The sequence below is a fragment of the Phaeovulum sp. genome, from assembly GCF_047638075.1.
Lineage (GTDB): Bacteria > Pseudomonadota > Alphaproteobacteria > Rhodobacterales > Rhodobacteraceae > UBA6197.
In genome coordinates, this window is sequence record NZ_JBLJBV010000072.1 from 1 (window position 1) to 19,532 (window position 19,532).

General features: G+C 60.7%; 18 protein-coding genes and 3 pseudogenes. 9 read left to right on the top strand and 12 right to left on the bottom strand.

The features are described from left to right. Both tnpC (ACM62R_RS11430) and ACM62R_RS11435 read left to right on the top strand, forming a co-directional pair. Nucleotides 1-1,535, top strand: a pseudogene (gene tnpC, locus ACM62R_RS11430) (IS66 family transposase); the annotation flags it as partial. Then, nucleotides 1,535-1,831 (top strand): hypothetical protein, encoded by a 297-nt coding sequence (locus tag ACM62R_RS11435; protein WP_415184187.1) that lies wholly within the window; start codon nucleotides 1,535-1,537, stop codon nucleotides 1,829-1,831. The pseudogene tnpC (ACM62R_RS11430) and the gene ACM62R_RS11435, both read left to right, overlap by 1 nt. Nucleotides 1,832-1,853: 22 nt before the next feature. On the opposite strand, the pseudogene tnpC (ACM62R_RS11440) reads toward ACM62R_RS11435, so the two are convergent. The 4 genes and pseudogenes from tnpC (ACM62R_RS11440) to tnpB (ACM62R_RS11455) form a co-directional block, all read right to left on the bottom strand. Continuing rightward, a pseudogene (tnpC, locus tag ACM62R_RS11440) lies at nucleotides 1,854-3,229 on the bottom strand (IS66 family transposase); the annotation flags it as partial. A gap of 21 nt (nucleotides 3,230-3,250) precedes the next feature. Continuing rightward, nucleotides 3,251-3,385, bottom strand: coding sequence for a hypothetical protein (locus ACM62R_RS11445; RefSeq protein ID WP_415184188.1), 135 nt, complete (start codon nucleotides 3,383-3,385; stop codon nucleotides 3,251-3,253). 54 nt (nucleotides 3,386-3,439) lie between these two features. Further along, a complete protein-coding gene (gene tnpB, locus ACM62R_RS11450; protein WP_415184189.1) occupies nucleotides 3,440-3,625 on the bottom strand; it encodes an IS66 family insertion sequence element accessory protein TnpB in 186 nt (61 codons plus the stop codon). Nucleotides 3,626-3,650: 25 nt separating this feature from the next. After that, nucleotides 3,651-4,142, bottom strand: a pseudogene (gene tnpB / locus ACM62R_RS11455) (IS66 family insertion sequence element accessory protein TnpB); the annotation flags it as partial. A gap of 345 nt (nucleotides 4,143-4,487) precedes the next feature. On the opposite strand from tnpB (ACM62R_RS11455), the gene ACM62R_RS11460 reads away from it, so the two are divergent. Beyond that, complete coding sequence (locus ACM62R_RS11460; RefSeq protein ID WP_415184190.1) at nucleotides 4,488-5,264, top strand: STAS/SEC14 domain-containing protein; 777 nt, start codon at nucleotides 4,488-4,490, stop codon at nucleotides 5,262-5,264. Between the two features lie 536 nt (nucleotides 5,265-5,800). On the opposite strand, the gene ACM62R_RS11465 is transcribed toward ACM62R_RS11460, so the two are convergent. Beyond that, entirely contained in the window at nucleotides 5,801-6,970 is a 1,170-nt protein-coding gene (locus ACM62R_RS11465) for a cytochrome P450 (protein ID WP_415184191.1), read from the bottom strand. A gap of 388 nt (nucleotides 6,971-7,358) precedes the next feature. On the opposite strand from ACM62R_RS11465, the gene ACM62R_RS11470 reads away from it, so the two are divergent. The 3 genes from ACM62R_RS11470 (at nucleotide 7,359) to ACM62R_RS11480 (ending at nucleotide 11,087) form a co-directional block, all read left to right on the top strand. Next, nucleotides 7,359-7,760: a DUF6522 family protein gene (locus tag ACM62R_RS11470; protein ID WP_415184192.1), complete on the top strand. Its 402-nt coding sequence runs from the start codon at nucleotides 7,359-7,361 to the stop codon at nucleotides 7,758-7,760. A 269-nt stretch (nucleotides 7,761-8,029) separates the two neighbouring features. Then, nucleotides 8,030-8,452, top strand: a complete 423-nt coding sequence (locus ACM62R_RS11475; RefSeq protein WP_415184193.1) for a hypothetical protein — start codon at nucleotides 8,030-8,032, stop codon at nucleotides 8,450-8,452. Nucleotides 8,453-8,813: 361 nt separating this feature from the next. Then, nucleotides 8,814-11,087, top strand: coding sequence for a choice-of-anchor F family protein (locus ACM62R_RS11480; protein WP_415184194.1), 2,274 nt, complete (start codon nucleotides 8,814-8,816; stop codon nucleotides 11,085-11,087). A 258-nt stretch (nucleotides 11,088-11,345) separates the two neighbouring features. Here ACM62R_RS11480 and ACM62R_RS11485 read toward each other — a convergent pair whose 3' ends face one another. Together ACM62R_RS11485 and ACM62R_RS11490 are read right to left on the bottom strand one after the other, a co-directional pair. Beyond that, nucleotides 11,346-12,275, bottom strand: a complete 930-nt coding sequence (locus tag ACM62R_RS11485; protein ID WP_415184195.1) for a class I fructose-bisphosphate aldolase — start codon at nucleotides 12,273-12,275, stop codon at nucleotides 11,346-11,348. A 217-nt stretch (nucleotides 12,276-12,492) separates the two neighbouring features. Further along, nucleotides 12,493-13,683 (bottom strand): phosphoglycerate kinase, encoded by a 1,191-nt coding sequence (locus ACM62R_RS11490; RefSeq protein ID WP_415184196.1) that lies wholly within the window; start codon nucleotides 13,681-13,683, stop codon nucleotides 12,493-12,495. A gap of 135 nt (nucleotides 13,684-13,818) precedes the next feature. Here ACM62R_RS11490 and ACM62R_RS11495 point away from each other — a divergent pair, with 135 nt between their 5' ends. Both ACM62R_RS11495 and ACM62R_RS11500 read left to right on the top strand, forming a co-directional pair. Beyond that, entirely contained in the window at nucleotides 13,819-14,325 is a 507-nt protein-coding gene (locus ACM62R_RS11495; RefSeq protein ID WP_415184197.1) for a peptidylprolyl isomerase, read from the top strand. Continuing rightward, entirely contained in the window at nucleotides 14,318-14,905 is a 588-nt protein-coding gene (locus ACM62R_RS11500) for a peptidylprolyl isomerase (protein ID WP_415184198.1), read from the top strand. The genes ACM62R_RS11495 and ACM62R_RS11500 overlap by 8 nt, the downstream gene beginning before the upstream one ends. A 170-nt stretch (nucleotides 14,906-15,075) precedes the next feature. On the opposite strand, the gene ACM62R_RS11505 is transcribed toward ACM62R_RS11500, so the two are convergent. The 5 genes from ACM62R_RS11505 to ccmI all read right to left on the bottom strand — a co-directional run bounded on the left by ACM62R_RS11505 (nucleotide 15,076) and on the right by ccmI (nucleotide 18,847). Continuing rightward, nucleotides 15,076-15,981: a DMT family transporter gene (locus ACM62R_RS11505; RefSeq protein WP_415184199.1), complete on the bottom strand. Its 906-nt coding sequence runs from the start codon at nucleotides 15,979-15,981 to the stop codon at nucleotides 15,076-15,078. Between the two features lie 52 nt (nucleotides 15,982-16,033). After that, nucleotides 16,034-16,642, bottom strand: coding sequence for a LysE/ArgO family amino acid transporter (locus ACM62R_RS11510; protein ID WP_415184200.1), 609 nt, complete (start codon nucleotides 16,640-16,642; stop codon nucleotides 16,034-16,036). 263 nt (nucleotides 16,643-16,905) lie between these two features. After that, complete coding sequence (locus ACM62R_RS11515; protein WP_415184201.1) at nucleotides 16,906-17,154, bottom strand: DUF1289 domain-containing protein; 249 nt, start codon at nucleotides 17,152-17,154, stop codon at nucleotides 16,906-16,908. Then, nucleotides 17,151-17,609, bottom strand: coding sequence for a Holliday junction resolvase RuvX (gene ruvX / locus ACM62R_RS11520; RefSeq protein WP_415184202.1), 459 nt, complete (start codon nucleotides 17,607-17,609; stop codon nucleotides 17,151-17,153). The genes ACM62R_RS11515 and ruvX overlap by 4 nt, the downstream gene beginning before the upstream one ends. 11 nt (nucleotides 17,610-17,620) lie before the next feature. After that, a complete protein-coding gene (ccmI, locus tag ACM62R_RS11525; protein WP_415184203.1) occupies nucleotides 17,621-18,847 on the bottom strand; it encodes a c-type cytochrome biogenesis protein CcmI in 1,227 nt (408 codons plus the stop codon). Nucleotides 18,848-19,051: 204 nt separating this feature from the next. On the opposite strand from ccmI, the gene ACM62R_RS11530 reads away from it, so the two are divergent. Continuing rightward, the coding region (locus tag ACM62R_RS11530) for an FAD-dependent oxidoreductase (protein ID WP_415184204.1) at nucleotides 19,052-19,532 on the top strand (481 nt) is incomplete at its 3' end.

A 19,532-nucleotide genomic window follows, 5' to 3' on the forward strand; every position in this document is an offset into this window, starting at 1 on the left:
AACAGTTGGAACTGGCGCTGGAAGACCTGTTGGTCGCCGTGGCAGAAGACGATGACGCTCCCATTGACGAAGGCCCGAATGAACCGATCCCAGAGGCTGCCGATGCGCCCGCTTTGCGTCGCCGGCCGCGTGTCTCGGATGCGACCCCGCGCGAGCGCCGTGAACTGGACCCCGGTGCCTGCTGCCCCGACTGCGGTGGCGATCTGCGCGTGGTGGGCGAGGATGTCAGCGAACTTCTCGACATGATCGCCGCTCAGATGAAGGTGATCTGTTACCCGGCAGTCGATTGCCTGCAATCGATGAGAGGGCAGATCGCCCGGATCAAGAAATCCTGTCGCCGCTGCGAGCGGATGGTGCAGGAGCCGGTCCCCAGCCGTCCGATCCCGGGCAGTATGGCAGGGCCGAACCTGCTGGCCCATATTCTGGTCTCGAAATTCGACGACCACCTTCCCCTCTATCGCCAGCACGAAATCTTCGCCCGCATGGGGGGCCGACATCCCCGAAAGCACGCTGGTTGGCTGGTGCGGGCGGGCCATGAAGGCCTTGCAGCCGTTGATCGAACGCATCGAGGCGGACATCATGACCAGCGATCTGCTGCACGCTGACGACACGCCGATCCGGGTTCTGGATCGCTCTTTACGCGACAAAGGTCTTGGCAAAGGGGTCAAGCAAGGCCGGATCTGGGCCTATGTGCGGGAGTGAGCCATTGATGCGCCATTGGTCCAAGCACAATGGCGAACGCCCTTGGGCGGGCGCTGCGCCACCCGGTGCTGTCTATCGGTTCGCACCCGACTGGAAGGAAGAGTATGTCCTGAGCCATTTGGCCAATGCCCGCGGCATCCTGCAAGCGGACGGTTACAAGGGCTATGCCAAGCTCTACCAACCTGAACCCGATGGTGTGCCGCGTTTGCGCGAAGCGGCTTGTTGGGCCCACCTGCGGCGTGACTTCCACGACTTTTGGGCATCGACCAAGTCCGAGATCGCCCGCGAGGCGCTTGACCGGATCGGCAAGTTCTACGACATTGAGCGCGACATCAACGGTCAGCCCGCTGACGTCCGCCATGCCGCGCGTCAACAGTTGAGCCAACCAAAGGTCACGGCCTTCTTTGCTTGGTCAGAGCAACAACTCCTGCGTATTCCGGGCAAGAGTGAGCTGGCTAAGGCGTTTAGATACGGCCTGAGCCGACAAGAGGCATTCAGCCTGTTTCTGACCGACGGCCGTGTGGCCATCGACAACAATCCCGCCGAGCGGGCCTTGCGCGCGATTGGAATAGGGCGGAAAAATTGGTTATTTGCCCCCTCTCGGGCTTTTGGCCTTGCCAAAACCCTGCCGGGCAGCGGGAGCCGACACCGGTGCCGAGACACTCGCCCGTGCCATGACCATCATTGAAACCGCCAAGCTGAATGGCCTCGACCCGCAGGCCTATCTCGCAGACATCCTCGACCGGATCCACGATCACAAGATCAACCGGCTGGATGAACTGCTGCCGTGGAATTGGGTGCCGCTGGCCGCTGCCCATTCACAGGCGGCCTGATGGCGGCCGTCACCCATGTCTGCACCATCGACTACGTCGCCAAAATGTTGCGCGAGGATGTCGAACTTCTTGGAGCGATCATCTCTAATGACGACAACCTGACCTATGGAAACATCGTCAGCGTTTACGCCGGACCCGACAAAACAATCACCGCACTGACCGATGACGGGATCGAAGAGCTGACGGACATGATCCGCGCCGCTCGTATCACCAACAAAACCTGGCATGAGTTCCTTGATGACTTCGTGGATGACACCGATCTCGTGGCGCGCATCAAAGCTAAATCGACGCGGTAACAATGGAGCGGTTACGGTGATTGTGGATGTAGGCGAGCTTTTCGCCGAGCCGGGATTTGGCAGAGATCTTGCGGCGCTGTGCCTGCAGCCAGTCGCCGGAGGCTGCGACCAAGGGCGCGGTGTGGGTCTGGCGGGCGGACATACGCCGGCCGGGCGAGATGCCGCGGCGGTCGGCTTCGACGGCATAGAGTTCGGCGATACGGCGCAACCCCTCGGCGGCAATCTCAGATCCGTTGCGGTCGAAGACCTGTTTCAGTTTGCGCCGGGCGTGTGCCCAACAAGGGGCCACCTGAATAGGCGCGCCGCCCTTGTACGAGGGTTTGGTTAACCGATTGTCGTCGGTATAGCCATCGATCTGGAGGATGCCATCGAAGCCGCTGAGGAAGGTTTGGGCATTCTCGCCCGCCCGTCTGGAGGCGTAGAAGTAGACCACACCAGGTGGACCCTCGCCGCCCCAAGGGCGGTCATCACGGGTCAGCGCCCAGAGATATCGGGTCTTTGTTGTCCCACGCGCCGGGTCCAGCACGGGCGCAGTGGTTTTGTCTGTTACCCGGCAGGCGCCTGACGGTGAATGCAAGCATTCACCTGACGGCCAAAGGATTGCATCGTAATCGACCGAGAGGGCATGAACAGCTTGCCAGATCGCTTCAGGTGGTCGGCCACTTGATCCACTACGGGCTTCAGGTAGAACGGGCCTTGCCGACCCAGTCGGCCAATACCGCGCGGTGCAGCTTCTCGGGCATGTAAACATGCCCTTTCAGCCAACGGATCAAGGCCCGCCCGCGCGAGGATCTGGCTTTGACGATACAAGGGAAGATGATCCGTTGCCCGGCAGGGCATCGCCTAGCGACGTCCCGAGAGGGGGCATGGTTGCTAACCAAGACATGGGCGAGAGTCGCCTCGGTCGGCAACCCGGCCATGATCAGATGGCTGGGTGCCGGAGCCTGCGTCACCCCGTCGGTGCAGGTCCGGCAGGCGTATTTGGGGCGCACGGTGACCTCTCTCGCGCATGTAAACATGCGCTGCCGGGCAGTGGATGACGCGCAACTGGGCGGGAACGATGTCCAGCCGTTCGCTGCGGTGTTCTCCGATCTTGTGCGGTCGCTATTGTTGCGCCATTGGTCCAAGCGACAATGGCGACGCCGCAACTGCAGGGGCAGATCAGGCTGTCAGGCTCAATCATTTCTTCAATGCGGGGAAGACGGCGGGCAAGTTGCCAATGGTGCGCTTGAGTGCAGGCCTGCTCGCCCCATCGCCCGCTTTGGCGGCACGGATTTCCTTTTCCGCCTCGACCTCGGCCAGCGCGATGGACAGGTCCTCAAACGCCAGTTGCTGCTCATCCTCGGTCAGTTTTTCCGACCGCTTGCCATGCAGAGCATGGTTCAACTCGGCGATCAGTTGGCCGACAGTGGTTTGTCTTCAAACCACGAAAGGCAGATGCACTTGCCGACGGATAATTTCCGTTAACGCCGCCACGGTTTCCATCAACACCAGAATCGCTGCGCGTTGTGCGAAAGGGATGGCGGAAAGATCAAGGGCGGGGACGGATTGCATAGGCCTGAGTTATCACAAAACTCCTGCAAAAACACGCAAAAACAAGTGGTTGATTCACTCTGCCGCAGTCGGTGGGCGGGTCTCCAATGCCTTCACTTTACGCCAATCGAGTCCCGCAAACAGCGCCTCGAACTGGGCATGGTTCAACGTAATCACCCCATCCCTGATCGCGGGCCAGGTAAAGGTCGCATCTTCCAGCCGTTTGCAGGCCATCCATTGCCCGGCAGGCGATTCTTGCATCTCCGAGAGGGGCCAGACCGATGCCGCCCCAGCAGAGCAGTTTCAGCCGGTCCGCCCTTTGCGAGCGGAAGACAAAGAACGTGCCCCTCTCGGTGAATGTTCCATTCCCCTGCTGGCAATGGGTAAACGGATCCTTGCGCAGGACCGGCGACACCAATGCGGCCAATCCATCACGCCCTCTGCGGAAGTCGATGGGCTGCGTCGAAACCAGAACCCGCACCCGGTTCGAGGGGATCATCATGGCCGTGTTCCGATTGCCTGCACGATCTTGGCAATCCGCGCAGCAGCCGTGGCACTGCCCAGCCGGATTGTCACTTGCCCCACGGCAATCTCGACGGATCCCGAGGGTTGCGCTTCTGACTGCCCTGAGCTCTTTGAAAGCACGGACACTGGGGGGGTGACTTTCTTGCGACAGCACAAGGGGCGCGAAGCAAAAGACATCGTCCGGCCACCGCTTTTGCCCATTGGCCCGTATCTTTACCCCGTAGTCCCTGAGAAACTCCGCCGTAGTCGCCATCGCGAAACTCCCGCCAAATATCCGTCAGACGCGGTGTTGCAGGTTAACCGATCATGCAGAAGGCGACCAAATCCGTATGGGGGTGGGTCTTGATTTTGGGGCTACGGCTAAAAGATTTTTGGAAAGCACTACATAAAGACCATTGGTATGGGGCGGGGCGAGATGCCAGTGGACCAATTGGAAAACAACGCGCCAGGCCAGCATCATGGCCGATCGCCTGTTGGGCCTGCTGTCCGGCGGCGTCGATCTGTCTGGTCCGGACGCTGCCGCCGGATGCTGGCCGCGGTGAAGACGCCTGAAAGGGCCGCTCTGAATAACGGTTTATCAACAAAGGAAGGATATAGAATGCTGAGTATCAAGGAACTGAGCCCGAATGTCTGGGAACTTACGCTGGAGGGCGTGCTGGAAAAGGGCGATATCGAGACCATGGAACGCGAATTGACGCCCGCGCTAAAGGGTGCGCATCCGCTGGGGCTGATCGTGCGCGCAGAGGGCTGGAAAGATATCACCGCCGGCGCGCTGGCCGAGGATATGAAGTTCGAGTTCGGCCTTTTGGCGCAGTGGTCAAAAATCGCAAAGATGGCCATGGTCACCGATCTGCAGGTCTTTGCGGCCCTGCTGAAATGGGTTGATCCGATCCTGCCGATGATCGACATGAAAAGCTTTGCTTCTTCTGAGGTGGCCGCAGCCGAGGCTTTTGCCTCTGACCTGCCGGACCGGTCAGAGGCGGGCACCGGCAGCGCGATCACCCTTTTGGCCGATGGATCGGATGGCGTCTTGGCCTTTGAGGTTGACGGTTTGATGACAGCGCAAGACCTGAAAAAGCTCATGGGGCCGTTGGAGCCAATTCTTCAGGATGACCGCAAGATCAACCTTTTCGCCAAGTTCACGAATTATGGCGGGTTTGACCCCTCGATCCTGACCGATGGATCCTTTTTGGGGGCTAAGTTCGGTGCGATCGGCCATCTGGACCGTTATGCGATCGTTGGTGGTCCTGCCTGGATAAGGGCTATGATTAAAGGAATAGCGCCGATGATGCCGTTCAAAATGCGCCTGTTCGAGCTGACCGATGAGGCCGAAGCCCGCGAATGGGTTGGCCTGAAGGGAGGGCCACGCGGCTGATGGGGCGCATGATTTGAACATAGGGCCGGGGTTCATGCCCGGTGCGGTGCCTATCTCGAAATCCCGAAGGGCGAGACTATCATGCCCGTCGGCCCTTCGGGCAGCGGCAGATCCACGCTTCCCAACCTTATCAGAGGACCAGGGGAGCCGTGGTGTTTGGTTGGCAGAACCGCACCGACATGCCGGGCCGGGATCTGATGAAATACCGCCGTTAAGGTATCGGCGTCGTGTTCCAATTCCAGAACCTGATGCCCAGCATGACGGCACGGGAAAACGTCGAAATCGTGACTGTAAACACGGGCGTATCGGATCGGCCTGATGAAGGCGGTCGGCTAAACCCATATCAAGGTCGGCATCCGGTATCTTAGGTTGATTCTGGCCATCGTCACCGGCGGCGGGCGCGCCAATGACCCTGATGTTACGGTCGCGCGGCGGTTCACCGACGCGGCTCAGGTGTGGTCGAAAGATGCCAGCAGCTGCCCGCCTGGGGCGCATTCAGCACGATCACAAAAAGCCGACCGTTCCTGACAGTGGCATCATCCAAGCACGATCGGCACCCGGCGATACCCACCGACGGGTGAGACCTCTCTTTCCGCTGCGCGACCTGGCGCGAACTCAATTCTTTGCGCGGCTGCAAGAAGCGCGCGCAGGGCAATGCGCAATTGGCAGGTGGCCAGATAACGGCCGGGGCAGACATGAGCGCCGATCCCATAAACAAGATTTGCCGCAGCGTTGGCCTTGGGCGCGAAATTCTCACTCTCAAAGACTGCTTCGTCGCGGTTGGCAGAGGTCCAGATCAGCTTGACCCGGGCGCCGGCGGGAATTTCTCTGCTGCCCATTCGGACCGGGCAGGTGGTGATGCGGCGGTTGGAAACGAACGGGTCGTCCAGCCGCAGAATCTCGTCGATCGCCTGATCGACTTCGGCATCTGGCGCGGCACGAAGATGCGCAGCCAGTGCCGCATCCCCCGCGATATGCGCGACCAGCACCCCCACACATAGCGCCATTGACCCCAGATCGCCGCCGGTCCAGTTGCGCAAAATCGAGGTCAGCTCGGCCTTGCTTAGGGGGCGGCCGTCAACGGTGTCGCGACAAAGCTGCGTGGTGACGTCATCGGGTGCCGCAGCGATATCTGTCAGACGCGGGGCAAGCACGGAATGGATGATCGTGTCAAAATCCGCCGCCACCTGCGCCGTGCGCTGCGCGTCACCCGATCTGGTGGCGGCGTGGTTCGCCTCCATCCAGGTCAGCAGACGCGGCTCAAGATCGGCGGGCCATCCCAACCACGCACATTGCGCGCGCACAGCAAAGACAGCGCCGATGTCACCGACGGCCTCCACCGGCTGGCCGTGTGGCAGCTGGGAAACCAATCGGTTCGCAATATCCTGGAATTTCGGCAAAAAAGGCGCGAGGGCCTCACGCGTCAGATAGCGGTCGAGAACGGCACGAAAACGCGTATGCGCCTCGCCGTCCAGCCCGTTTGGAATTTGCAAAAAGCGTGAAACATCGCTTGAAAATCGCTTATCGTCCAGTGCGGCGGCAACGACATCCGCGTGGCGAAGCAATACCCAGTCGCCCATATCGTTTCTGATCAACGGATACCGGGGCCGCAATTCATCGGTGTAGGCGCGCAAATCACGGCCAGCCGGGGACACATCTTCGGGCATATGGTCGATCATGGCAGGATCGTTCTCCTTCTTATCCACCCGCGGGGTTTGTGCCGGGGCAAGGTGTGCCTGCGGGTTCAACCGGGTGACCTGTTGAATGTCAATCGTTGCCGCCTGCAAATTTGGCCAGGGGGTGCTAAAAGATCGCGGCATATGCCTTTGGGCAGGGAAGGGTTCTTCACCCATATCATTATTTGCAAACTGCGCCCGTGTGTCCTACCCTTGAAAGGAACCGTCCACTTTTGGACAGTATTTCTACCGAAATCCTGTTCGCTTGCAGGCCCGGAAAAGGATGCACGAGTGGGTTTTTCAGCCGCCGCGCGGGCGGGATTTGCGTTGCAGGCAGATCAGACACGCCAACAGCGTGCCGTTTAAGTGGGCTGCCTCTTTTTCGCGGACCGGCGAGACATCGGAATGGAGGCAGTGAATGACAAAATTGGAAATCACCGAGGGCATGATCCAGATTGATGCGGGCGTCTTGTCGCGTGCGTTCGAACTCAGCCCGGACGAGCTGAAAGGTAAAATGCGCGACGGCGCGATTACCAGCAGGGTCGAGTATGGCGAGGCCGAGGATGCCGGGAAAATCCGTCTGACATTTTTTTCGCAAGAGCGCCGGGTCCGGATCACCGCAGATCGCCAAGGCAATGTTCTGGCCTGCGACAAGGCAAGGATCGAACCGTCGGCGCAGGCATTGGATGTTCACTGGACGGCAGAGGCCTTGCTTGATGAGGCTCTTGCTGAGAGTTTTCCCGCCAGCGACCCCATCGCGGTAAGCTTCGAAGCACCGCCCCGGCACGTCAGCGCGTCTCGCAAACCCCGCACAGACTGACAGGCAGGTTCAGGACACAAACCGAAAATCAAGGTTGTCAACAAGGGTGGTGGGGGCCGCCGAATTTTGTCGTTTACGCCACAGGATCACGGGTTCCTCAACCCGACGATGCGCTGAGAGATGCAATGCGCAGTCCAGATCGAACGCGGCTGGCTGGGGCGTGCCCCCTGCGTCAAATTACCGACACACCGTTCCCTTGACATGTCAGCGAAATCTCGCCAATGGTCATATCCTGTTCATATACAAAGATAATTATAGTCGGGGGGACTATGTATTCCCATGTTAAGAAGGTCGCCAATGCGGTGATTGTTGGATCATTGGCATTAATCGGGGGCTGCGCAGAGTATCCAAACCGTATCGCGCCGGTCTATATTCCAAGCATCATCTACAACGGCGCCAGTTGTAGCGAGATCAATCAGGAACGTGAGCGGCTAGCCGGGTATATCAGGGGCTTGGCGGTAAGCCAGGGGCACGCCGCCGATAGTGATACCGCGGCTGTCATGTTAAGTATGGTGTTCTCGCCAACGCTTTTGACTTTGCCTATGACGGTCGATCAATCTGCGCATCTTGCGGTCGCACGCGGTCACTATGATGCGCTGGTTACGGCAGGCCGCGCGCGCCATTGCCCAATGGGCAATTACGCAACCTCCAGCGCCGGCAAGATGTATTCTGGCGATCTTCCACCAATGTGAATAAGGTGGTTTGGCGTTCTGCCAAACGCCGAAATTCGGAAATCTGCGACTTGGAAAGCCCCGCCGAAAGGTTGGGGTTTTCATTCTTTATATCCCCCACAGCCCTTGTTGGCCCCTTGATTTGGGGTTTATGCCCGTTGGCCGGGTGGCGGGATCCGGGGTCTTGGCAAGCGTGCAGAAACGTCAGTCAAGACGCGACTTTCGCGAACCGCGATACTCGCCACTAATCGTGTGGCCAGGGCGCGTCAGCCCTGCACCTCTAAAGATCGTTTCAGAACGGCCAGGATAGACAGTTCCTTGATGCGGCGTGATGTCACACGCAGATTAAGGCGCAGTAGCCGGTCTGCTGACGGCGCCCGCCTTGGCTGGCACGCTGCCCGTGCTGCCAATGACCGATGATAGCGGCGGCGGCTATGTCTATGTCGACCTTGACGAAGGTGCGGTGCCGCCGGGCCTGCATGCCGTGACCGAATATGTGAACAACGGCGACCCGAGTGATCCGAACAATTTCGTCTGGACCGGTTCGGGCGGCGGCAAGCTGAAAAACTGCATTCGCGCCAGCGTGCCCGATACGGGTAATGCGGCGACAGGCGGTTGGGCGGTTTGCGACACCGATTCGCATTCCGGCAAAAGGGTCAAGATCGAACTGACAGGCCTCGGCGCCACGGATATCACCTTCCGCAGCGAGGCCAGCGGCGGGATCACCGAATATTACACCTACGGCAAGACATGGAACAAGAGTGGCGCGCGCATCATCGGGTTTGAAACCCAGATCGGCACCGGCAGTGGCGAAAACTTCGTTGCCATGGATCAGTTTGATCCCCAGAGCGCCGTCTTGTTTGACGAGGACAGCTATTCGCGTTTCCGTCTGTCGGACGGGCTTTTTGGTGAGGGCGGGCAGGGCGAGGGCAAGCCGATCGGCGTCGGCTTTTTCAGCGATCAGGGCGTTATCGTCGAAAATCCCGCTGACACCACGAACCGCAACATCATTGCCACGGGTGAGAATTTCATCACCAATACGTCACATTCAGGCAAATTCGGCAGCGCCGTTCTTGACGATTCCATGGTGCCCGAGGTGTTTTTGTGGGATCTGACCAATTCCGGCATCGCAGACTATTACGGGATGCCGGACGAATACGAGATGCAGATCGCCTGGTATGACCAAAGCACCGACACATGGCGCTACGGCAACCTTGGCCGCGACAAGATCACGAGCCCTGAATCCAAAGCCGACCCCGACGATTTTGCCGATCTTGATACGCGCATGGCCGCGCTTGCCGACCGGCTTGGCGTCTCGGTTGCCGATCTGGGCACAGACGGAAAAAGCAATGGCGATGATGCAGTTCCCGCCGACATTCTTGCAAAGATGATGCAGGACGACACCTTCTTTCGGGATGTGGTTGAGGATCTGCGCAACACCAACTTCAACGTCATCCTGGACGTCGGTGATCTGCCGGCTGGCGAATTCACACTGCGCATCGTGCCAATCCACGAAAAGATCGTCGAGGATGCCACGTCGCTTTATCAGTTCCGTGTGGCGGGCAACCTTGATGGCATGGCCAATGTCCCCTATCTCGACATCGGCAATGCAGCCGAATACCGCGACGAGATCGCCCGCATCAATGGGCTGGAGGCCGCTGAACGGGCCGAAGCATTGGAACGGGCAAGCTTCAGCTTTCTGGGTGCTTTTTCCGGGCTGGGCATGTCCATTGGCCGCGACCAGGTGCAAGCTATCGGTCGGCCGGCGCTTGACTTCAGCACGGGCAGCATGACGCTTTCGACAAGCGGCAGCGATAGCTGGGCGATGACAGAAAACCTGCGCGGGCGCTTCTCGATGCGGGGCAGCGCGGCGGAATACGACACCACGGCCAGCGGGATCGGCTATGATGTGCACTCGCTTGGCATAAGCGCGGGGGTCGAGGCTTCGGTTGCGGCCAACACGGCCTTTGGCGTCATGGTCGGCGGCGTGGACGGCGAGGCCGAGGCCTATGCCGGGCGCGGCACAATTGACGCCTCTGGCTGGTCTATGGCCGCCTACGGGCGCACCGCTTTCGGTGACGGCGGCACGGTGCAGGGGATCATTGGCTATCAGGATCTGTCGTTCGATACCGATCGCGCATCGCCGGGTGGCGTCGCAAAGGGCAAGACCGACGGCAGCCAACTCTCTGTTGCGCTGCAAGCCGATTACATGTTCCGGCAAGGTGCTTTGATTTGGGGCCCGATGGCCTCGCTCGAGTACTACCGCCTGAAAGTCGATGGTTTTGACGAGAGCGGCGCCGGAGCATGGGATCTGTCTGTTGGTCGTCAGAAGGACGCGATTACCCTGTCCAGCGTGGGCCTGCGCGGTGAATACGCCCTTGATCCCCAAAGCTTGACCCACGCCTATGGCAGCCTTGCCTATACGCATGCGTCGGGTGACGATCAGCTTGTTGGTGTCGGTTTCATCGGTCTGCCTGATGCGGCGCTTCCGGTCGGCGGAATCGGCAAGAACTGGGCTGATCTTACTTTGGGCCTGTCGCAGACCGTCTCGAACATGGCTGGCCGCACAACCGAAATCGGGGGCGAGTATCGCGGCTCATTCTCGAGCGACTACACGAGCCATGGCCTTGGTGTGTTCGTGAAGTTGCGCTTCTAAAAAGAGCATCCGACAGCCGGACCTTCGCGTCCGGCTGTCGGATCTGCCTGTCCTATCATCACACCGCCGGTGAATGGGCGGACTGGGTCTATTGCGCGAGAAGGCGGGCCGAGTCGCTTTAATCTTTCGCAGTCACCTAAGGAGACAGCGTTTTGAGGCTGAAAAAGGGGGGGAGCGACACGGTATGCGGCCCCCTTTTCCAGCGTCACACTTAACTGAATTTCAGGGGGCAGCGCGCCTCCTGACCCTGCCGCCGCGTCAGGCGCGGCCTTTGTAAATATCAACCAGCTTGCCCAGCATCGCCAGCGCATCTTCGCGCGACCGCTGGAACGAATTGCGCCCGATGATCGAGCCGTTGCCGCCGCCATCGCGGATCGCGCGGGCGTCATCGTAAACGCTGTCTTCGCCCTTTTTAGCCCCACCCGAAAAGACCACGATCCGGCGACCAGCAAAGCTGGCCTGCATGCAGTGACGCACCCGTGCCGCCTGGGTGGCAACGTCGATCTGTTGCGCCTCGTATACCTTTTTCGCCTCGGGCAGCATCAGATGATCGGTCGATAGCTTGATCTTGATGATATGCGCGCCCAGCAGCGCCGCGATCTGCGCCGCATAGGCGGCCACGTCAATCGCGGTTTCGCCGTCCTTGGTGATCGCTTCGCCGCGCGGATAGGACCAGATCACGGTGGCGACGCCCTTGGCTGCGGCCTCTTCGCGCATCGCGCTGATTTCCTCGAACATTCCCAGCGCCATGTCACTGCCCGGATAGATCGTGAACCCGATCGCCGCAGATCCCAGCCGCAGCGCATCATCGACGCTGGCGGTAATTGCCTGGTTCTTGCCCGCCCCGTCCGACATCAGACTGTTGGCGCTGTTCACCTTCAAGATCGTCGGGATCTGTCCGGCAAATGTATCGGCGCCCGCCTCCAGCATTCCCAGTGGCGAGGCAAAGGCATTCAGCCCCGCGTCGATTGCAAGCTGGTAATGATAGTGCGGGTCATACCCCGCGGGATTGGGGGCAAAACTACGCGCGGGACCATGTTCAAAACCCTGATCGACGGGCAGGATGATCATCTTGCCGGTGCCGCCCAGTTTGCCTTCCATCAGGATGCGGCACAGATTGGCCTTTACGCCGGGGGTTTCGCCTTCGTAATTCGCAAGTATTTTCTGAACGATCTTGGTCGCGCGCATCGGGCTTCTCCTGGACGGCAAAAGGGTTGGCCCGGTTTAGAACCCCGGCCCCGCAACTGCAATCCTGTTGACGCTAACGCCCCGGCAGGACGGCGATAAACCGCGCCGCCGATGCCGGGATGTGACCTTCGGCGGTAGCGGCGCCGGTGCCCGATCAGGCAGATCGTGCCTCAAATCGGGCTATTTGCCTAAGTCCGGCGATCTTTCGTTTGGTGCCTCAGGTCATCAATGCCGCGACGCCGGGCAGGGTTTTGCCTTCCATCCATTCCAGAAATGCCCCGCCGGCGGTCGAGATATAGCTGAAATCTTTTGCCACCCCGGCCTTGTTCAGCGCGGCCACCGTGTCACCGCCACCGGCCACCGAAATCAGCTTTCCCGCGCGGGTAAGTTCGGCTGCGTGTGCCGCCGCCTCATTTGTTGCCGCGTCAAAGGGGGCAATTTCAAATGCGCCCAGCGGCCCGTTCCAGATCAGCGTTTTTGATCGGTCAAAGACCTTCTTGATCGCCGCCACCGTCTCTGGTCCCGCGTCCAGGATCATCGCGTCGGGTGGGCAGGCATCGGCGGGCACGGTCTGGCTCTCGGCCCCGGCCTTGAATTCTTGCGCAATGACAACATCAATCGGCAGATGAATGGTGCAACCCGAATCTTCGGCCTTGGCCAGGATCTCGGCTGCGGTCTCGGCCATGTCGTGTTCGGCCAGCGATTTGCCGACATCAAACTTCTGCGCCACAAGAAACGTGTTGGCCATACCACCGCCAATCACCAGGTGATCGACCTTGCTGACCAGATTGCCCAAAAGCTCCAGCTTGGTTGAGACCTTGGCCCCGCCCACAACCGCCACGACCGGGCGTTCGGGCTTGCCCAAGGCGGATTCCAGCGCCTTCAGTTCGGCCGCCATCAGCCGCCCGGCCACAGCGGGCAGCACATGCGCGATCCCCACGGTTGAACTATGCGCCCGGTGCGAGGCGGAAAACGCGTCATTGACGTAAACCTCGCCCAGTGCCGCCATCGAGGCCGACAGTTCCGCGTCGTTCTTTTCCTCGCCCGCGTGAAAGCGGGTGTTTTCAAGCAAGACCACCTCACCCGGCTGCATCCCCGCCACCGCCGTCTTGGCCGGGCCACCGATGCAGTCGGCGGCAAAGGTCACATGTGCGCCCAGTGCCGTTTCCAACGCCGGCACCAACTGTGCAAGACTGAGATCAGGATTGCGTTCGCCCTTGGGGCGGCCAAAATGGGCCAGCAACACCGGCTTTCCACCCTTGGCCAGAATATCCTTGATGGTGGGCACGATCTTTTCGATCCGCGTGGCATCGGTCACGCGGCCTGCCTCGACGGGGACGTTGATATCCACCCGCACCAGCACGACCTTTTCAGCCAAGTCGATGTCATCCAGCGTTTTCCAGGCCATGCGGTTTCCCCTCGGTGCATTCCAATCACGCAAACTTGCCTTTAGCGCGCGCCTTCGTCAACGACGAACGGCGCTTTACCCTTTCCTTGTGCGGATCAGATGCTTAAGTTTCCCCAAAATGTTCAGGAGTATCCCATGGCTGATATCAAAGACCCCGAAAACACGATCATTCTGACCCTGTCGGGCGGTGATGTGCTGATTGAATTGCTTGCCGATGTGGCCCCCAAGCACGTCGAACGCATGAAGGCGCTGGCGCGGGCAGGAGCCTATGACAATGTTGCCTTTCACCGTGTGATCGAAGGTTTCATGGCGCAGACCGGCGATGTGGAACACGCCAACATGGAAAAGGACTATAACCCCGGCCGCGCCGGCACGGGCGGGTCTGACCTGCCGGACCTTCCGGCCGAGTTTTCCAAACTGCCGCATGACCGGGGCACGCTCGGGGCTGCGCGCAGCCAGAACCCGAATTCCGCGAATTCGCAGTTTTTCATCAACTTTGGGGATAACCACTTTCTCAATGGGCAATATACGGTTTACGGCCGGGTAATCTCGGGGATGGAGCATGTGGACAAGATTGCCCGCGGTGAACCCCCGGTGAACCCTGATCGCATGATCTCGGTCAAGGTGGCCGCCGATGTCTAAGCGCCTTTTTTCGCTGGTCATGGCGGCTGGGCTGGCATTTTCCGGTGCGGCCTTTGCCGAAGGATCCGGCGTGCCTGATGGCCCTGGCCCGAACCTCTTGCTGGATATCGCGGGCGGCACCACGGGTCAGATCGTGATCGACCTTCTGCCCGACGTTGCCCCCAAACACACCGATCAGATCGTGGCGATTGCGGAAAGCGGCGCTTATGACAACGTGGTGTTTCACCGCGTGATCGACGGTTTCATGGCGCAAACGGGTGACGTGCGCTTTGGCAAGGTCGGGGGTGACAATTCGATGGCGGGGATGGGGTCGTCTGACAGGCCAGACCTGCCGGCCGAGTTTTCCAAACGTAAATTCGTGCGCGGCATGGTTGGTATGGCGCGCGGCTCCAACCCCAATTCGGCCAACAGCCAATTTTTCATCATGCTGGCGGATGCACCGCATCTGGACGGGGAATACACGATCATCGGCCATGTCGTATCAGGCATGGACGTCGTGGACGCGATCAAGAAGGGCGATCCGGCGGCAAACGGCCTTGTGGCAAACCCCGATTACATTGCCAAGGCCACTATCGAATAGGTTGATGTTCCGGGGCGATAGGCGAAAGGACTGTGCAATTTCCAGACGGCAGTCAGAGGCTGGAACGTGACGGTCTGAACGCTTTCGCAACGCAGTGACAGAATGACAGGGCCACAACGTGCAAGGTTGTGGCCCTGTTTCGTGCCTTACCCTTACGAGGCGGCAACCCCCTAAAATTTGACCGCCCCAACCATGGGGGTCACGGCGCGGCGCCGTATCTGCGCCTCGCGCCAGGTCATATAGCTGATTGCGCCGATGATCAGCGCGCCCCCAACAATAACCCAAGGATCCACGGGTTCGGAAAAAACCAGCGCGCCGAGTGCGGTGGCCCAGATCAATTGCAAGAAGGTGACGGGCTGGGTCACGGTCATTGGCGCCTCGGCAAAGGCGCGGGTCATGCAGTAATGGCCCCCGGTGGCAAAGGCGGCAACCAGCGCCAGCCAGCCGTACTGCACCAGCGTCACCGGCACCCAGACCAGCGCCGCAAAAGGCGCAAGCCCAACCGTTACCGTCAGCGACATCATCGCCACCACCGCTGATGCCGGGGCAAGTTGCGTCAACCGCTTTGCGATCAGATAAGATAGGCCAAAGCTGACCGCCGCCCCCAGTTGTGACCAATGTCCCGGCTCGATTGCCCGCAGCCCCGGCCTCAGCACAATCAGCGCGCCGATAATTGCCAGACAGATAGCAAGGATGCGGCGCAGCGCCAACTTTTCACCAAAGACAAAGGCCGCCCCTATCGTCACCACGATCGGGTTGAGATAGCCAATCGCCGTAACCTCGGCCACGGGAATCCGCGCCATGGCAAAAAACCACAAAACCACCCCCAGCGTATGAAACATCCCCCGAATGATGAACAATCGCGGCGCCCCCGGCGCAAAGCCGCGCCGAAATGCGCTTAAGAGTGCCGGTATCAAAAATGCGAGCCCAAAGGCAAATCGGATGAATGCGCCCTGCGCTGCGGGAAGGTCGGCCCCCAGATAGCGCACGATTCCGGTAACCGCAACGAAGCAAAGGCCGGTGGCCAGCATCCAAAGGACACCAATGACGGGGCGTTGGGGGCGCTCAATATTCATGGTGCGAGATGATCCGATAGCGGTGATGGGTGCAAGCCCGCCATTGTGTCGGTTACACGTCTGCCAAAACCAGCCGCGCCGCGATTGACCACATCATCACACCAACTATAAAATCCAGCACCGCCCAAGCCTTTGGCCGCGCGAAAATCGGTGCCAGCGCCCGCGCGCCGTAGGCCAGTGCAAAGAAAAACCCGAATGACGCGCTGATGGCGCCCGCCGCAAATGCGCCACCTTGGCCCGGAAACTGTGCTGACACCGCCCCCAGCAGCACCACCGTATCCAGCCAGACATGCGGGTTCGCCCAGGTCAGCGCAGCGATCGTGACCAACACACCGCGCAACGGCACCGGGGTGCGGCCCCGGGCGGCGGCCAGCGTCTCGCCCCCCTTCCAGGCCGCCCGAAAGGCGCGCAGCCCGTAGAACAGCAAAAATGCGACACCGCCCCAACGCAGCACCGGCACCAACCAAGGCGCCGCCTCTGATGCCAAGGCAAACCCAGACACCCCCAACCCGATCAAAACCGCATCCGACGCGGCACAAAAAAGTGCCACCGCAAATACATGTTCGCGCCGCAACCCCTGCCGCAGCACAAAGGCATTTTGCGCGCCAATTGCCACAATCAGCCCCAGCCCCAGCTTCATCCCTGCAAAATAGGCGATCATGGCATCCTCCTGTTGCAGCTTGCTAACGTGGCCAAAGGTTGGGCGCCAGTTGCCACGTCTGCCCGGGGCTATCAAGGGATGCGCGCAAAATCCTTGGCCCGGCTGAACCGCCCCGCGCCTTGTCATTCTGGCAGCGGCTCTTTTGCGGGTATTCTCTTTGCCGTCAGTTTGGTTGCTGCCGGTCTGGCCGGCATGGCGGCGGGGTGCCCTTTTCGGCGCCGTTTCATATCAGCCCACACGGACACCGCCAAAGCACGGCGTGATCAGGCCTCATGCTCTTGTTTGCGACCCGCGCGCCCGCCCCGGCGTTTTTGCAAACGGGGGGCGCGGGCAGGCAGTTCAGCCATGATCGCGCTGCGGGTGGTGGGTGTCATCCGCGACCAGGCGCTGATTTCCTCGATGCTACGAAAGCAACCGATGCAAATACGTTCAACCGGGTGAATCGCACAAAGTTTGACACAGGGGCTGTCAATCTCGGCGCGTTTCCAGATGGTGTTTTCCGTGTCGGTCATCTTGCGCCCATATATGTCAGCCGATCCAGCGCCCCTTGCAGGATATACCCGGCAGCAACATGGTCGATAACCTCGGCGCGACGCTTTCGAGACGTATCCGCCTCTAGCAGCGCACGGGTGGCCGCGACGGTCGAAAGGCGTTCATCCCAATAGAAAATCGGCAGGGGGGTCAGCTTTTCAAGGTTGCGCGCAAAGGCGCGGGTCGACTGGCAGCGCGGCCCTTCCGAGCCGTCCATGTTCAGCGGCAAGCCCAGGATCACGCCCTGCAAGTCGCGTTCCGCCAGGATTCTCAGCAGCGCCACCGCATCAAGGGTGAATTTCTGCCGCCGAATTGTCGACAGCGGCGTGGCGATCTGGCGCATCCCGTCAGAAACCGCAACACCGATGGTCTTGGTCCCCAGATCCAGCCCCGCAATCGCGCCCGTGCGCGGTAGCAGGGCGGCGAACTCTTCCATCGTGGCGCAGATCACCGGTCAATCCCGGCGGTGGCTGCGGCCGCGTGGATCTGGGCCAGATCATCGGGTTTGCCCGTGTAGGCCGCTTCGGCCTTGGCAAGGGCGGCGCTGGCGGCGTCCCTATCGCCCAGCACCCCCAATGCGCCGATCAGCCGCGCCCATTCGGCGGCACTGCCGCCCTCGGCGGTCAGCCGCTCATTCAGCCCGTCGACCATGTCGCGAATCATTGCCTGACGGTCCTCGGGGGCCATCTCGGCGGCAGAGGCCACGGCATCGGCGTCTGGCCCCTTCAGTGCCGGGGGGGGTGGCGTATAATTGCCCTCGCCGGCAAGCCAAGCCAAGCCTTCGATGTTTTCGCGGATCGTAGCGATCCAAGGCGCATTTTCCGGCCCATCCTCCAATAGCTGCGCCCAGATGCGAAAGGCGCGGTCGGCGCGCCCGTTTTGCACCATCATCAGGCCAATATAATAGCGCGCGGTGCCGTTGCCGGGATTTTTCTGCATCGCCTGGGCCAACGCGGCTTCGGCCTCGGGGGTGACAAAGCCGTTGGTGGCGACAATCATCAATTCGGCCAAGGTTGCGTAATCGGCATCTGTCGCGGCGTCGCCCTTCAACGCGATGACCCGGCTTTGCGCCTGCCAGGCATCATGAAAATTGCCAACCCCGGCCTCGTTCCGGGCCAGAAGCTCCAACCCTTTGATGTCATTGGGACGCTCTGCCACGGCCTTGCGCAGTTGCTCCATCAGGTCGGTAATGCGGGCTTCGGGGGCGGGCAGGGGGCCACGTTCGGCCAGGGCGGTGGTTTCGGCCTTTTCCTGCGAGGGGCGGTTTTTGTAAAGCTCATCTGCCAGCGCGATGCGCCCGGCGATCGGCTGATCAGGGTAGCCCGCAGCACCGATGCGGCTATAGATCCCGAAGGCCGAGGCCAGGACCGCCACCCCCGCCGCCGCCGCCAGCAGCGTGCCGGCCTTGGGCGCGCGCGAACCGGCCTCGCCCGCCTTGACGGCGCGGTCCGCCTCCAGCACCCGGCGCGAAATTTCCAACCGCAACCTCTCGGCCTCGGCGGCGCTCAGCACGCCACGCGTCAGATCGCGCTCCACATCCTTCAGTTGGTCGCGGTAGACGCGCAGGTCATAGGCGGCGGCCGGTTCTTCCGCGGTGCGCGCGCGCAACAGGGCAAGCCCCAGCAAAAGCGCCACAAACGCCACAAGCGCGGCAGTGATGATCCCAAACAGCATGGTGCCTCCTCTTCGCTGCCCCCCATCTAGGCCGGGAATGGCCCGGGCAAAAGCCCCAAGCGCGTGAATGGGTTGCCTTGTCGCAGGGGGATTGCGTAATTTTCCGTGATCTGGGGCCCTCTGCAGGCTTTCCTTGCGGTGCAAAACCTTTCACAAAGGGGGCGAAAGGCGCGGCTGCCAACCACGCCCGGCATGGAGGTGCTGATGAGACGCTATTCGATGTTCGCCGTCGCCCGCGAGGCTTTGCGCTTCCATCAGGGGTGGGAACGCGCCTGGGCCAGCCCCGAGCCGAAGAAACGCTATGATGTGGTGATCGTGGGCGCCGGTGGGCACGGTCTGGCCACCGCCTACTATCTGGGCAAGACCTTTGGCATCCGCAACGTGGCAGTCATTGACAAGGGCTGGCTGGGCGGCGGCAATACCGGGCGCAACACCACGATCATCCGGTCGAACTATCTGCAAGACCCCTCAGCGGCGATCTATGAAAAGGCCCGTAGCCTTTACGAAGGGCTCAGCCAGGATCTGAACTACAACGTGATGTTCAGCCCGCGCGGCCTTTTGATGCTGGCCCAGACCGAACATGAGGTGCGCGGCTATAAACGCACCGCCTATGCCAATAATCTGCAAGGTGTCGTGACCGAATGGATCGACGCCAAACGGGTCAAGGAACTGGTCCCGATCATGA